The organism is Litorivivens sp., assembly GCF_041625495.1.
In the GTDB taxonomy this organism is placed as follows: domain Bacteria; phylum Pseudomonadota; class Gammaproteobacteria; order Pseudomonadales; family Spongiibacteraceae; genus Litorivivens.
Genome location: NZ_JBFJTH010000095.1, coordinates 1 through 14,844, shown reverse-complemented (window position 1 = coordinate 14,844; position 14,844 = coordinate 1). Strand labels below are relative to the sequence as shown.

At 55.7% G+C, this 14,844-nt stretch carries 13 protein-coding genes; 8 read left to right on the top strand and 5 right to left on the bottom strand.

Going from position 1 to position 14,844, the window contains the following annotated elements:
• Together ABYP39_RS11870 and ABYP39_RS11865 are read left to right on the top strand one after the other, a co-directional pair.
• Nucleotides 1-663, top strand: a 663-nt coding sequence (locus tag ABYP39_RS11870; protein WP_372782713.1) for a helix-turn-helix domain-containing protein, incomplete at its 5' end; no start/stop codon positions are given.
• 16 nt (nt 664-679) lie between these two features.
• Complete coding sequence (locus ABYP39_RS11865) at nt 680-1,057, top strand: PaaI family thioesterase (protein WP_372748176.1); 378 nt, start codon at nt 680-682, stop codon at nt 1,055-1,057.
• Here ABYP39_RS11865 and ABYP39_RS11860 read toward each other — a convergent pair.
• Complete coding sequence (locus ABYP39_RS11860; RefSeq protein WP_372782711.1) at nt 1,054-1,905, bottom strand: acyl-CoA thioesterase; 852 nt, start codon at nt 1,903-1,905, stop codon at nt 1,054-1,056. The two genes, ABYP39_RS11865 and ABYP39_RS11860, sit on opposite strands and share 4 nt — an antisense overlap.
• 225 nt (nt 1,906-2,130) lie before the next feature.
• Between ABYP39_RS11860 and ABYP39_RS11855 the strand changes: the two genes are divergently transcribed.
• From ABYP39_RS11855 to ABYP39_RS11830, 6 genes are all read left to right on the top strand, one after another.
• Nucleotides 2,131-3,258 carry a CaiB/BaiF CoA transferase family protein gene (locus ABYP39_RS11855; RefSeq protein WP_372759989.1) on the top strand — a complete coding sequence of 376 codons (1,128 nt, stop codon included), beginning with the start codon at nt 2,131-2,133 and terminating at the stop codon, nt 3,256-3,258.
• Between the two features lie 178 nt (nt 3,259-3,436).
• On the top strand, nt 3,437-4,195 hold the full coding sequence (locus ABYP39_RS11850) for an SDR family NAD(P)-dependent oxidoreductase (protein WP_372749356.1): 759 nt from the start codon (nt 3,437-3,439) through the stop codon (nt 4,193-4,195).
• 79 nt (nt 4,196-4,274) lie between these two features.
• Entirely contained in the window at nt 4,275-5,438 is a 1,164-nt protein-coding gene (locus ABYP39_RS11845; protein ID WP_372749357.1) for an acyl-CoA dehydrogenase family protein, read from the top strand.
• A 378-nt stretch (nt 5,439-5,816) separates the two neighbouring features.
• Entirely contained in the window at nt 5,817-8,141 is a 2,325-nt protein-coding gene (locus ABYP39_RS11840) for an EAL domain-containing protein (protein WP_372764789.1), read from the top strand.
• Nucleotides 8,142-8,312: 171 nt separating this feature from the next.
• The gene (locus ABYP39_RS11835; RefSeq protein WP_372758454.1) at nt 8,313-8,600 is read left to right on the top strand and encodes an encapsulin-associated ferritin-like protein; all 288 of its coding nucleotides are present in this window, start codon (nt 8,313-8,315) and stop codon (nt 8,598-8,600) included.
• A 162-nt stretch (nt 8,601-8,762) separates the two neighbouring features.
• On the top strand, nt 8,763-10,298 hold the full coding sequence (locus ABYP39_RS11830) for a flavin-containing monooxygenase (RefSeq protein ID WP_372782709.1): 1,536 nt from the start codon (nt 8,763-8,765) through the stop codon (nt 10,296-10,298).
• A 58-nt stretch (nt 10,299-10,356) separates the two neighbouring features.
• On the opposite strand, the gene ABYP39_RS11825 is transcribed toward ABYP39_RS11830, so the two are convergent.
• The 4 genes from ABYP39_RS11825 to ABYP39_RS11810 are packed head-to-tail and all read right to left on the bottom strand — an operon-like array spanning nt 10,357 to nt 14,504.
• Nucleotides 10,357-11,106 carry a DUF2894 domain-containing protein gene (locus tag ABYP39_RS11825; protein WP_372758456.1) on the bottom strand — a complete coding sequence of 250 codons (750 nt, stop codon included), beginning with the start codon at nt 11,104-11,106 and terminating at the stop codon, nt 10,357-10,359.
• Nucleotides 11,024-11,665, bottom strand: a complete 642-nt coding sequence (locus tag ABYP39_RS11820) for an OmpA family protein (RefSeq protein ID WP_372764970.1) — start codon at nt 11,663-11,665, stop codon at nt 11,024-11,026. The genes ABYP39_RS11825 and ABYP39_RS11820 overlap by 83 nt, the downstream gene beginning before the upstream one ends.
• 2 nt (nt 11,666-11,667) lie before the next feature.
• Nucleotides 11,668-13,752, bottom strand: coding sequence for a hypothetical protein (locus ABYP39_RS11815; RefSeq protein WP_372782707.1), 2,085 nt, complete (start codon nt 13,750-13,752; stop codon nt 11,668-11,670).
• 2 nt (nt 13,753-13,754) lie between these two features.
• Nucleotides 13,755-14,504, bottom strand: a complete 750-nt coding sequence (locus ABYP39_RS11810) for a DUF3348 family protein (RefSeq protein WP_372782705.1) — start codon at nt 14,502-14,504, stop codon at nt 13,755-13,757.
• Nucleotides 14,505-14,844: the final 340 nt, after the last annotated feature.

Sequence of the window (14,844 nt, the reverse complement as noted above, 5' to 3'; positions counted from 1 at the left end):
CGCAAGCATTTGGCCGAAATCCGCATCGAACAGGACTATCCCGGCGGGGCGGTAAAGGCCTTTGTACTGGAGCGGGATTTGATGATCACTCTGATGATAGCGAGTGAGATCGCCGGTCGTCGCCTGCCGGTAGAATCGGTGGATGTTGCTCTGCCAGAGCCCGCTCACAGTGCTTTGCTAAATCGTTTGCTCGACTGCAAAGTGCGCTGGAACAGTGGCGATACCAAAGCCTGTATTCGCATTGATGAATTGCAAAAGCCACTGCCGCAGGCCAATTCGCTTACGTGGTCGGCCTGTGTGCGCCAGTGCCGGGAGCTGGTCGCAAGGCAGGGAGGCGATCGCCATTATGCGTCGCAAGTAAAAGAGGCGATTGCCCGTGCGCGCTTTCGCGGCATTGGCGCAGTCTGTGAATTGATGCAGACCAGTGAGCGCAGTTTGCGGCGCCGCTTGCAGGAAGAGAACACCAGTTTTCGGGAAATACAGCAGAACCTACGCCGCGAATTGGCCGAGCAGTTTCTGGCTGATGCCAGTTTGTCGCTGGATCAGGTCGCTGAGAGATTGGGCTATAGCGAGCCCGCAAATTTTTGTCATGCCTTTCGCAAGTGGACCGGGCAAACCCCCGGGCAATTGCGCCGACAATTACAGGAGCAGGCAGGTGATTGACGCTATTCGTACGTTTATGGCTGAGGAATTTCCACAGGCCAAAGTGGAAGTGCTGGCAGTGGGCGAGCGCTCATCACAGCTACGGCAGGTTATCGAGCACCAGCATTTGCGGCCAGGCGGTACCGTCTCAGGGCCCACCTTGATGGGACTGGCCGATGCCGCACTCTATGTCGCGATACTGGGTGAGCTGGGACTGGTTGCGCTGGCAGTGACCACCAACCTATCGATCAATTTTCTGCGTAAACCTGCTGCCGACAGCGCCATTGTTGCACAGTGCCGCCTGATCAAAGTCGGTAAAGTTCTGGTGGTGGGAGAGGTCTACCTCTATTCAGAGGGGATGGAGGAGCCGGTAGCGCATGTTACCGGCACCTATTCCATTCCGCCTCGGCGCTAGCGCTCAAAGACGGTCGCCACCTGACGGCCAAACATCAGCGGCGTGCCGTCTTGTGTCCACAGGGTGGCGACGTTGTTAAAGTAGCCATCGCCTGCCGCCTGGCAGCGGTAATCGTAATAAATAAACTCGTCGGCGCTGAGTTCCGGGATACTCGCAGGAAACTCCACATACCAGCTCAGGGAGCTACCCACACCCGGCGGCTTGATCATGTTCAGGCCGGGCATTGGCGGAACATCACCCAGCGCAATCAAGTGGGCCATGGTCAGCGGTTGAGCTTCGCGGAAGCGCAGCCACATACCAAAATCGGCGCTGCCTGCGCCACTGAAGGGCGGCTCGCCCCGTTCAAAACGCATATCGTAATGCCGGGTAAATTCAGGCGTAATGCCTTCGAGGTAGGGTAGAGGTTTGCTTGCTTCCGGCGGGTTGATCTGTGGCAGTGACGGTCCGTTTACACTGATGGTTGACTGTCGCGCCTTACCAAATGCCGCGTTCACGGTTACCGCAACCTCGCCGTTACACAACAGATCGCCCTGCATATGGGTTACCGAGCCCCCTTCGCGCAGCGTGCGAGTAAGCACTCTGTGCTCACCGTCCGGCGCTGGCCCGACAAAGCTCACCGCAAGGGTGCGCAGCTGCCGCGCAGGGTCAATTTGCTGGCGCATGGCTTCGTATACCAGCGCGGTGCTCAGGCCGCCAAAGGTGGTGCGCCCCTGCAGCCAGGAGGGCTGAATACTGGCGTGGTATTCGCCGGGCTGCTCGGCCGCAGTAATACCGGCTAGCAGCGTATTGAAGGCGGTGTCAGAGGTGAAGTCTGTGGGTTGATTCTGAGCTGTGTGTTTTGCACTCATCGTTAAATCTCGAAGTTATCCGTGACAACATGCTACGCAACAGCAGCGATTGCCGCTAGCGGGCAAATTGCATAACCGTTGTGCGTTGCCGGGCGCCGCGATGAGGTTTGACGCTCGCCGCCACTGTCATAAAGCGTCTATTTTTTGGTGCAATCTGCCATGGTGTATTGCCGTTGCAATAGCGACAATACAGGAAATTCAGAATCACAATAAGGGAGTACCGCAATGGGACCGCTGACCGGAATGCGCATTATTGAAATTGAGGGGCTGGGGCCTGCGCCTTTCTGCGGCATGATGTTTGCCGACATGGGCGCTGAAGTAATTTCCGTTTCCCGTAAATCCGATGGCGCAGATCGCAGTACTCAGATCAGCGAGCGCGGCAAGCACAGTATCGCCCTGAACCTGAAAAGCGCAGAAGGCGTTGCCGCCCTGCTTAAGCTGTGTGAAACAGCCGATGCCCTGATCGAGGGGTTTCGCCCCGGCGTGGCGGAGCGTTTGGGTATTGGTCCGGACGACTGCATGGCTCGCAACCCCAAATTGGTTTATGGCCGCATGACCGGCTGGGGCCAGACCGGCCCATTAGCTAATACCGCCGGCCACGACATGAATTACATCTCTCTTTCCGGGGCTCTTCACGCTATTGGCCGGGCCGGCGAAAAACCGGTGCCGCCCCTGAATCTGGTGGGAGACTTTGGCGGTGGCGGCATGTTCCTCGCCTTTGGCGTGATGTGTGCGATTTGGGAAGCCTCACGCTCTGGTAAGGGGCAGGTGGTAGATGTCTCCATGGTGGAAGGTTCCGCGGCGCTTATGCACATGATGTACTCCTTTAAAGCGATGGGTGTGTGGGAAGATGAACGCGAGAGCAACATGCTGGACGGCGCCGCCCATTATTACGATACCTACGAGACCAGCGACGGCAAATACGTGTCCATCGGGTCGATAGAGCCACAGTTTTACGCGCTGCTGATTGAGCTTGCAGGGCTCGACAAAGAAACGTTTGCACCGCAAAACGACCGAAGCCAGTGGCCGGTGCTGAAAGACAAATTGGCGGCTGTGATCAAAACCAAAACCCGCGATGAATGGTGCGACATCATGGAAGGTACCGACGTGTGTTTTGCGCCGGTGCTTTCAATGAGTGAGGCCCCCAATCATCCGCAAAACCGTGCCCGCGAGTCATTTATTGAGGTCGGTGGTGTAGTGCAGCACGCGCCCGCCCCTAAATTCAGCCGCACCGCACCCGCCAAGCCGCAGGCGCCTTCCGCCGCTGGTAGCGACACTGACGCCATCCTGAAAAGCGCAGGCTACAGCGACAGCGAGCTAGCCGCTCTGCGTGCCTCAGGCGCCCTCACCTAAGCACACCAAATCCGGGGGGCAAAACCGGGGTCGTATCGAGTATTTTCTAGGCGATCCGACCCCGGTTTATTCGTCTTTTTAAACCGATGGCAGAAGACTATGAGAATGAAGGCTTCTGCTAATGGCCACGGGCCGGTGAGTCGTTATGATTGGGGCTTCGATAACAGGAGTACTCAATATGTCAGACAGACTTTCGGGAAAGATCGCGTTGGTAACCGGTGCTGGTCAGGGCGTTGGTCAGGGAATCGCCTTCGCATTGGCGGGCAATGGCGCCAAAGTGGCGGTAACCGGCCGTACCCTGTCCAAGCTTGAGGCCACCTGCGCCGAGATCGCTAAGCGCGGCGGCGAGGCCTTTCCCATTGAGTGCAATGTGAAGGATCTGGCATCCATGTCCGCGTGTGTGGAGCAGGTGGTCACTCATTTCGGCGGCTTGAATATCCTGGTAAACAATGCGCAGGAAGTGCCCCTGGGTGACTTGCTGTCGATTACCGAAGACGCCTTTGAAGCGGGCTGGCAATCCGGTCCGCTGGCGACCCTGCGGTTGATGAAACTCTGCTATCCTCATTTAAAGGGCGATGGCTGCATTATCAATCTGGCCTCCACAGCGGGCATGCGCTGGGATATGAAAGGTTATGGCGCCTATGCGGCGGTGAAAGAAGCCATTCGTTCACTGAGCCGTGGTGCTGCCTGTGAGTGGGCCGAAGACGGGATTCGTACCAATGTAATCTTGCCGCATGCGCTGTCGCCGGCGTTGAAGTGGTGGACTGAAACCCGGCCTGAGGAAGCGGCAGAATTTGTTGCCAGCATTCCGATGAAGCGCATCGGGGATTGCGAACTGGATATCGGCAACTACGTCGCCAGCTTGTGCAGCGATGACAGCCGCTATGTCAACGGACAGACCATTGCGTTGGATGGCGGTCAGGCGTTTCTGGGCTAGGTATAACTACTGCCTCGGCTGCACATCCAAGCCAGCACACACGTCGTAGAAATTTAGTAAACACTGCAGGCGAGGCATCATGACTACTTCTTCTTCCCGCGCTGAGCGGCTTGTTGCGGACGTTACCGCGCTACTCCCGACCATTGCAGCGCGCGCCGAGCGCTGTAAAGACGAGCGCCGGGTTCCCGATGATACCGTGGCAGAGCTCCAGCAAATCGGTTTCTTTCTGGCGCTGCAGCCAGCGCGCTATGGCGGCCTGGAGTTGATGCCGCAGGATTTCTTCCGCGCTCAGATGGCGCTTGCCGAGGCGTGTATGTCGACCGCCTGGGCCTGCGGCATTGTTGCCGTGCACGCCTATCAGCTGGCCTTAATGGATGATCTTGCACAGCAAGAGGTGTGGGGCGGCGACATTCACACCCGAATTTCCTCCAGTTACGCCCCCATGGGCAAAGTGGAAGTGGTCGACGGCGGCTTTCAATTCAGTGGCCGTTGGGGGTGGTCCAGTGGCTGCGATCATTGCAGCTGGGTTTTGCTGGGGGGAATTGTTCCCGATGAAGGTTACCGTACCTTTCTGATTCCGCGCACCGATTATGAAATTGTAGATACCTGGCAGGTTATGGGTCTGCAGGGCACCGGAAGTAACGATATTGTGGTGCGGGGAACCTTTGTGCCGGAACATCGTACTCACAAGCAGCTCGATGGGTTTTACGGTACCAATCCCGGGGTTGCTGTTAACCCACAGGTTCAATTCCAATTCCCCTGGGCGCAGTTATTTATCCGTACGGTGTCTACGCCGGCGATTGGTGCCTGCAAGGCGGCGCTTTCACTGGCGGTGGAGGCGGCCAATGGCAAGGCGAGTAATGATCCCACCAAGCTGGCGGGGGACGCTGCCACACTCGAGCGAATCGCACAGGCAGCCTGTACGATTGATGAGCTGGAAGCGTTGCTGTACCGCAATTTTGATCGGATGCAGGCTCAGCTGGAGGCCGGAGAAAGTATTCCTCTAACGGATAGAGCCAAATACCGGTTGCAGGCGGCGCAGGTGATCGAGCGGTGTATGGGCGTGGTAGACAGCCTGTTTTCTTCGGCTGGCGGGCGTTCCGTGTTTCTGGATAGTGCTATCCAGCAACGCTTTATGGATATTCACACCGCAAGGGCTCACGTGGCAAACAATCCCACTCCGTTTCTGCGCAACTTCGGCGCAATGACACTGGGGTTGGATAATGGCGATGTCTTTATCTGACCAGCCGGAGCCTACACAATTGCCTCAAAGAACGTCGTCCGGGTGTTGGCTGGCCGAGTCGATGGACCACATTGGCAGAGCGACTATGTGCCACTGTTATCGGTGGTTTACAGCCCCCGGGACGAAATTGTGTCAACCCGCATTGCCTCGCTTCAAAACGATGAACGCGTTCGCTATCGCCCGCTCGATGCCAGTCATATTGGATTTTCCTAGAACCCGCAGCCTCTGGCGCTGATTGTCGAGGAAATGGCTCAGTGATAGTGTCAGCATAAAACACGTGATGTGTCGCCGTTTAGCGGCATAGGTGGTTTTCCGAATGCTGGTAAAGAACGTATACCGATAAACTTCTGGAAGCTGCGTCTACAAAGGATGTTTACCGTGCGGGTTGACAGCTATCCCCTGCAAAGCATAAGTCCGACCATTCGGCATGCACGATGTCACCTGATCTCGGGCCGGGCGACAACCCTGTACCTCCCTTATCTGTTATTCGCGGCCCTCGGCATAGCGTGGATCATTCTTTCAGACCGGGTGTTGCTCGGCCTGAACGTCTCGCGTGATCTGATTGCGTTAACGAGTTTCCAGACGCTTAAAGGCATCGGCTTTGTGCTGTGTACGGCAGGCGCTTTCTATTACCTGCATCGCCGTAATAAACAGGCCCTATTGGATAGCACCCGAAGTTTGGAAAGTTTCGGTACGATTGCCCGCGCCAGTTACGACCTGATCTGGCGCTGCGCTCCCAGCGGGCAAGATTATGAGCTGTTACATGCCAGCGACGTTGAAAAGTACCTCGATATTATTGAAGATCCAGAGGGCTGCGTGCATCCTGCGGATCGACGCGGGGATATGGCCGGACTTGTTAAGGGCACTGGAAATAAATTCGAGCCATACAAAACAACTACCCGATTGAAGGTTGGCGGTGTCTATCGTTACTTTGAAACGTGGGTTTTTCCTATCTTTGACCGCGACGGTCAGCTTGCAGAATTTTTTGGTACCTGCCGCGATGTCCATGAATTTGTGATTGCTGAACAGAGCTTGCGGCGCAACGAAGAAATGTTACGACTGGCTGCCGAAGTGGGTGGCGTAGGCATTTGGGAGTGGGACATACCCAACAACATCCTCGAAGTGTCAGCGGAAACCCGGCGCCAGTACGAAGCCGATATACATTCGCCTACCGACCTCAAACGCTTTATTCACCCTGATGACTACCCCGAAATCCGTGGCGCGATGCTGGCGGCAAAGTCACATTGTGAACCCTTTGATGTTCAGTACCGGATCATAACGGCGGACCAACAGCTGCGTTGGATACACAACAAGGGAGCTGCAGTTAAGGGTGATAAAAGCGGGCAGAAACATATGCTGGGTATCAGTCAGGATATTACCCGACTAAAGCAGGCCGAATCTCGTCTGCGCCAACTCGCATTCTATGATCCATTAACCGGTTTGCAGAACCGACAGCGCGGGCAGGATTTTCTAAGTCACCGGCTGCGCGACAGCGAAATTGACGGTAACCATGTGGCGGTATGTCTGATAGATATTGACTATTTTTCGAGCCTGAACGAAACCTATGGGCCGGAAACGGGTGACCGTATTCTGCTGGACACGGCGCAACGCCTTGGCACATTGTGCGGGCCAGACGATCTGCTCTGCCGTTACGGCGCCGATGTCTTTCTGCTGGTACTGTGTTCATCACAACCCAGTGATTTTCTTTTCAGGCTTGAGGTCTTGGAACGCCAGTTGGCGGACACGCTGAAAATAGACGACATGCGCTTTTTTGTCAGTCTCTCGGCATCCTATGCTCAGGCACCTGATGATGGAAGTTCGGCGAACGAACTCTTGTGTGCAGCACAATCTGCCATGTATCGGGCTAAGCACAACAGCCGTGGCAAACTGGTGCGTTTCTCAGGGAATATGCTGGAATCTTCCCTGCGTTTTGAGGCCATTCGAAATGCGCTGAAATCCGCTGTTTCGCAGCATGAATTCAGTGTGTTCTATCAGCCGCTTTACCATCTTGAAGACAAGCAACTGGCGGGATTTGAGGCGCTGGTTCGCTGGACCTCAGAAACACTGGGTGTTGTTGGGCCTGATGAATTTATCCCCATTGCCGAACGCGTTGGCCTGATAGGGGATATCGATAATTTTGTACTGAGTGAGATTTCTCACCAGATAAGCCAGTGGAAAACTGCTGGCCACGACTTTAAGACTGTAGGTTTCAATTTATCGCCGCGTAACCTCGAAGAGGAGGGCTGTGCCGATGTATTCCACGAGAAGGTGGAACAGCTCGGACTGTCACCGGACGAACTTGTGTTGGAAGTGACAGAAACCGCGATGATCCACGATGCGGTTACCGCCGCAAGCAATATAGAACGCCTGTCAGATCTGGGATATGCCTTGTCGATAGATGATTTCGGTACCGGGTTTAGCAGTTTGGAAAACCTTTTCCGCTTCACCTTTAAAAAAATCAAAATTGACAAAAGCTTTATACAGGCGATTACCAACAGCGAGCGACACGCCAATTTGGTTAGGTCTGTAATCACCATGGCCTATCAGCTGCATATGGATGTTGTCGCCGAGGGCGTGGAAACCCCGGACCAATTGCGGCTATTGAGGGAGTGGGGCTGCGATATTTTACAGGGCTACCTGTATGCGCGCCCTGTACCTGCGGCCGAAGCGGAGAATTATCTGCGCTGGCGCTGCGTGGTATAAGTGTCAGCGGTAGCTGACCGTGTGGCGCGGTAACGTGATTATTAGCAATTTCAATGGGGCTTCACTGATTCTACGGGGTGCTACGTATCGTTATCATGGGTAGTGTCTGAATGACAGGTCTTGGCTTTGTGCCGGGTGCCTTTCCCCAGAGATAGAGCAAGGAGTCACATCATGGCAAATGAGGGTTATCACGAGCCCATTGGCGAGTTGAGTGATGAAACCAGAGACATGCACCGCGCTATCACCTCGTTAATGGAAGAGCTGGAAGCCGTCGATTGGTATAACCAGCGGGTGGATGCCTGTAAGGATAAAGAACTGGCGGCTATTCTTGCCCACAACCGGGACGAAGAGAAAGAGCATGCGGCCATGACTTTGGAATGGATCCGGCGACGCGATCCGCGCTTCGACAAGGAACTGCGGGAATACCTTTTCACAGACACACCCATCGCACACGAATAGTGACTCTGCGGCTGACTATGGTGATAGTCGATCGCAGCCGATACCCAGCGTCAAATATGCGTCCGCGTCACTGGTTGTTTTCAGTGTTTTGCGATTCGTGCCTCTAAAAATACTCCATCTGGACGTATTGCCTCTGGCGCGCCAGCGATAGCATGATCCTCAATGACAGGAATACGGGATGGTGTGATGAGTGTGCTGGGAAAACGACAGGATCTGCGCTTTGTGGTGATCGGTGCCGGTATGGCCGGCATCCTTGCCGGTATCAAACTGCTGCAGGCGGGTTATCGCAACGTTATGCTCTATGAGAAAGCGGATCGCATCGGCGGCACCTGGCGTGAGAATACTTATCCTGGCCTCACCTGTGATGTGCCATCGCATTCCTATACCTATTCTTTTGAACCCAATCCGGACTGGACTCGCTATCTGCCGCCGGGTGCGGAGATCCAGGCGTATTTTGAACGTACTACCCGGAAGTACGGGGTCGATAAGATCATTCGTTTTAACGAAGAGATCATCCGCTGCGAATACCAGCAAAGGCAGTGGCACCTGGAGACCCGCAGTGGCATTCGAGATGTTGCTGATGTGGTGGTGGCAGCTACTGGCGTGCTGCATGTGCCGCGCTACCCAGCCATCGATGGCATGGAGTCGTTTTCGGGTGATCTCTTTCATACCGCACGATGGGATCACAGCGTGCCGCTGGATGGACGACGCATCGGCGTAATTGGCACGGGCTCAACCGGGGTTCAGATTGTGTCGGCGTTGTCGGAGAGAATGCAGAAGCTGGTGCATTTTCAGCGTACGCCGCAGTGGATCATGCCAGTTGAAAATCCTTTCTTTAGTGAAGAGCAGAAGCAGGCGTTTCGGGATGACCCCGAGTTGCTGAAATATATGCAGAACGAGCCGGAATATCTGGCCAATGTAGAGCGATTCAACAACGCCATAGTGGAGCCCGATTCGCCCGCCATGCATGAAATCGAGGCGATTGTTCGGGACAATCTCGAGAACAGTGTCGATGATCCCGTACTACGGGAAAAGCTTCGTCCCAATTACCGCGCAGCCTGCAAGCGGTTGATTTACTCGCCCGATTTCTATCAGGCGGTTCAGCGCCCGGCAGTGGAAGTAGAGACTGGCGCTATCGATCGTATAGAACCCAAAGGCGTGCGGATGAAAGACGGCACCCTGCATGAGCTGGATATTATTGCACTGGCGACTGGGTTTCAGGCGGATCAGTTTATGCGGCCGATGAATGTGACAGGGCGCGGCGGCGTAGAATTAAATGACGTATGGGCTGCCCGGCCGCGCGCCTATATGGCCATTTCGATACCGGAGTTTCCCAACCTCTTTATGCTCAATGGCCCCAATGGCCCGGTGGGAAACTTCTCCCTGATCGACATAGCGGAACACCAGTGGCATTACATTGAGCAACTGATTGCTTTGATCGATAGCGGCAAGTATGGGGAAGTTTCCGCCAGTAAAGAGGCGCTGGAGGTGTTTGACAGTGAACGTATTGCCGCCGCTAAGCGTACCATCTTTGGTTCCGGCTGCCAGAGCTGGTATCTCGATGCGGAAGGCGTACCGGCAACTTGGCCCTGGTCCCAGCAGCGCTTTTATGAAGCGATGTCGCAACCTGATTACACTGCTTATCAATTGGTTGCCTTAGCTGAGGCGACTGCCGATAGTGCTGTCAGTGATACTTAGGTAATCTAAAAAAATACCGGCGCTCAATGCCTGCCTAATGCGCTGCGGCGTGCGCGGGTCAGGCGCCCTTTTGGCGTGTTGCTTTCTTTGCTGATCGCGTGGCTTTGTTTGTGCTTTTTTCCAGCGTTACCAGGGCATCCATAAAACTCACGTAGCGTTCCAGATACGCTGGCGATACTGCCTGAATTTCGCTGAGTATTTTCACTGCCAGCATTTGCGGATTGAGTGGGCCGGGGTTTTCAGGGCGGCGCTCCAGAGCAAATTCGACTGTTTTGCGTTTGGCATGTCGTTGCTGGGTGTGTCGAAACTTCTGGGCGGCGCGCAGGCCGTCGGCTTCGGGTTGCGGTGCGTCGTCGGACACCGGCGTTGGCAAGGCTTCACCGAGCAGGCGTGTGTTCTGATCCTGTAGTTGCTGGTCCAGTTTGCTTAGCACGGGCGCGGCCGCCTGTACCGCGTCTTGGCGAAGTGAATCTACCAGTTCTGCCAGCAAGGACGACGTGTTGGTTGCGGCGGCTGTTACTTTGTCATCTAACGATTGGGTCTGGTGGGCTGCGGCGAGACATTGCTCCGCTCGCTGTAGCAATTTGGTCGCCACCGCTTCACGTTCATTTTCCGCGCGGGTCAGCAGAGCTTCTGCGAGTTGCGCGCTTACTGGCAGCGTTGTTTCTTTGAAACGTTCGCGCAGATGTTCCAGTTGCTGTTGTATCTCGCCCGCGTCACTCACGTCATTGGCTTCCTGATGTGGCGTTGCCAGCACGCGGAACAGGGGCCATTTCCACGCGCCGGTTTCGGGCGCGGCCTTCAGCATCGTCGTTGGAGGCCACCGGTTGTTGATCGCCAAAAGCGGCGGCGAACACCAAGTCGGCCGGCATGCCGGCGTCGATCAACGTACGGGTTACCGTGAGTGAACGCTGGGCAGACAGCTCCCAGTTGTCGCTGAAATTCAGGTTCCCTTCCTGTATTGGCAGGTCGTCGGTAAAACCGCTGACCATCAGTAACTGATCGTGTTCGGCCAGATAGAGTTGCAGAGGTTCGATCAGGCTTTCGAGCAGCGCACGGCCCTCGTCCTGTAAATCTGCTGAGTTGAGGGCAAACAACACACTGCCGCTGATGCCGATGCGGCCCTGCTCAAAAGTGATGCGCCCCTGTGACAGAGGGGCTGCCAATGCCTGTTCCAGGGCCTGACGACGCGCTTGCTCTGCTTCGCGTTTGGCAACTTCCTGTTTTAACGACTGGGATAACTCCAGTTGAAAACCCAGGGCCCACACCAGCAGCAATACGAACACACCGACCATGCCGGTCATCAGATCGCCGAATACGGCCCAGATGGGCGGTTCCGGATCAAGGCTGTTTTCGATATCCGCCATGATCAGCTCTCCGCCGTTGCGCCAAGTTTTTGCAGGCGTTCAAGCAGTTCCTGTTGCGTGAGGAGGTTGTGGTCGATTATCTCCCTTGCCTGGCTGAGGTAGTAAGCCATCTGCTCGTCGCTGCGCTGCCCTGCGTTCACCAGAACCGATTCAATCTGCTCAAGCCGCGTCATCAGTTGGCTGTTTGATTCACCGAACTGTTGAACGGCATTGGTAAATACCTCGCCCAGCGCAGTGAGTTCGGCAGTGCTGGCAGAAAAGCTGGCGATCTGTTCGTTTAGTGCCGCACTTTCGTGGGTCACTTTTTCTTCGAATTTTTGTGCAACAGAAGCTAGGTTTTCGGTGGAACCTTGCAGCATTGCTTCTACGGCTTCGCGCTGCAGGCGGGCATTTTCTTCCAGGCTAGCGGATAACTTCTCCATCTGGCCGAGCGTTTGTTGGCGCTCTTCGAGCAGGGCGTTATCGCGTTCAATGTTTTTACTGATTTCACTGCGTAGTTGCGCGATTACTTCTGCCGCTGCTTTGGGAGCGTCGGATGCAGTAGCCATCAAGCGCGACATGGGCTCTTCCAATGCGGCCCCAAGCGACGCGAGTTGGCTGGCGCTGCTTTCCTGCAGTTCAGCCAGCCGTGCAATCGCGGCTTCGCCGCGCTGTTGTTCTTCGTTACGCAGGGCAATGAGCTGCTCGCTGGTGCGACTAACAAGTGCGTCGAGTTGTTGTGCTGCGGTTGATTGCCAGTCGGCTTCGCGCTGTGTTTGCTGTTGTAACAGAGCATCGCTTTTTTCCATTAGCGACGCGATGCTGCGCTGGCTGTCAGATGCTGCTTGTTGTGTTTTCTGGGCAAGCGTTTCTGAAGCGCTGTGCAGCTGTTGGGCGCTCTCGGCGAGACGGTTTTGCCATTGTTCAAGCCGCTGTTGTTCGTGCTCCTGCACGTTGGAAAGCCAGCGCGCATTGGCTTGCTGCAAGTTTGCTAACAGGGCTTCGGCGCCGTTGCTCAATGTATTTTGAGCGCTGGTTACCTGCTCAGCTAACGCCAACAGCAATTCTTTGTTGGTGTTTTGTTGGGTTTGCATAGCGCGTTGCCAACTTTGTTCAATTGTCTCGCTATTGCTGGCTAGCTGCTGCTGAATGACATTCAGGTGGTTGTCTACCGCTTTACCCAGTGCTTGCTCAGTGGCGTGGCTTTCACTGCGTAGACTGTCCATAAAGCTTTGCAATACGGGAGCGGCGCTTTCGGCGGCTACGCGGCCAGTATCCTTAAAGCCCTGGCTAAGTGATGTTTCTACGGCTTGGCTGAGTTCTTCGAATTGGGTGGCGAGGCTGCTTTGCAGGGTCTGCTGGCTCTGGGTGAGGTTGTCAGCGAGTTGTTGCATGCGTTCGTCAAAGTGTTTGGCCAGGCTGCCCAGCTGCTCTGCTACGGCTGGCAGAGCTGTGGACTGTGCGCGCAGTGCGTCGTAGGTTTCACGGCGCTGGTGGTTTAGCGAGTGCACTTTGAAGGCATCCGCCATTTCGCTGTCGAGCGTGCGAGACGCCTGCAGGCGCTCGCGTCTGCTGAGCGTTGATATCAGGCCGAGCATGGCGGAGGCAGTGATACCGGCAACGGAGGTCGCAAAAGCCAGTCCAAGTCCCTGTATGGGTGCGGCTAGTCCGTCTCGCACTGCTTCCAGTTCGGTGCTGCCCTGCAGCGCTCCCACTGCTCCTTGCAGGGTTTCGACCATACCAATAAAGGTGCCCAGCAAGCCCAGCATGACCAGCAAGCCCACCAGATAGGGCGTTAGCAGCGGCGCGGGTAAACCGGTCGCTTCGCCGTAAATTCGCTGGCGTACGGAAAATCGCAGGGTGGTCGGGAGTTGCTGCAACCACTGGTTAAGGTCAGTGACCGGGTGCTCAGCGGTGTCCAGCGCGTGCTGCAATGCTGTGGTTTCGCGCTGGTAGCGCAGCAGTTCCACAAAGCCGGTGGTATAGGCGGCAGCTATCAGTACGCTCACTAGCAGCGCCAACGTACTGCTGGCGACGAAACTTGAACTCATCCACAGCACCACGCCAGCGCCGAGGGTAAAGAGAATAATGGAAACGGTTCGTGTCATGTTCAGTCCTGTGTTTCCAGGGCTTCCAGCAGGGCGCGGGCGGGGAGCAGACGAAGGTCTAGCTCGGCCAGTAGCAATTGCTTGATGTCCTGATGAAAGCCGTGAAGCCAGCCACCACTGTGTTGCCAGTTGGCGGGCGCGATGGGTTGGTCGGCAGTTGCCGAATTCAGAAATTCTTCTCGATGCAGTGCGAAGCGCGCAACTAGCATTTTGGGTAGTCGCGCCAGAACCTTGCGGCCGTATTCGCCCAGGGTATCGTCCAGAATGCGATCCAGATTCGCGAGTTTGGAGCGGGGCGGTCCGTCCAATGCCAGTGAGGCGCGCAGGGATTTGCGTAAGGTGGTTACGCGGTGATCCATTTCGCTCTGGTGCAGTGAATAAAAGCGTTGATAGGGCTTTATGGCTTCTGCCGGGTCGTCCAGGGTCGTCTGATTGGCCTGTGGCAGCATAAACGGTATGGCTGTTTCGTTGGCTTCGAAGCTTCTGAGCACGAAGCGGATCATACCGCCGCGCGCGTTCAGGAACTGGCGCTGGGGCCGCTCCATGGATAGAGAGTCGCTGGTTTTGATTGTTTCGAGCGAAGTCAGCGCCCGTGCCAGCGAAATAGAGTCGGACAGGTTTATTTGGGCACCCAACAGCTCTGCCAGGTTATAGCTGGCAGGAGATCCACTGGTCAGCAAATTCATGCTGGCCAGTTTCTGCAATAGCGGAGGCTGACTCCTGATGTCTGGGGCTCTTGCGGCCTGGCTCATAGGTATCCGAATTGTCGGGCCCGAATCATCGGGATCGCGGCAGGTTTGGTGAGGTCGACCCGCTGTGGTCGTCCGTTTGTTTTTGGTCGGTCATTATCGCCATTTTGAGTGTGGCATCAAGCGCTGTGGCCCGGCTGGCATTGGGGTGGGGTGCCATGCTAGGGAGAGATCGTGATCGCGGGATCTGTCTATTAATGTAAGCAATAACAACAGGTTATGGCTCTCTGTTGAGGCAGGGTAGCTTCAGGGCGCGGGCTGAGACCATGGCAGAACGAAATTGCCGCCGGGGCATGGCCGAGCATTTGGGGGCAATTCCGATGGGTACGGCACAATCCGGGGG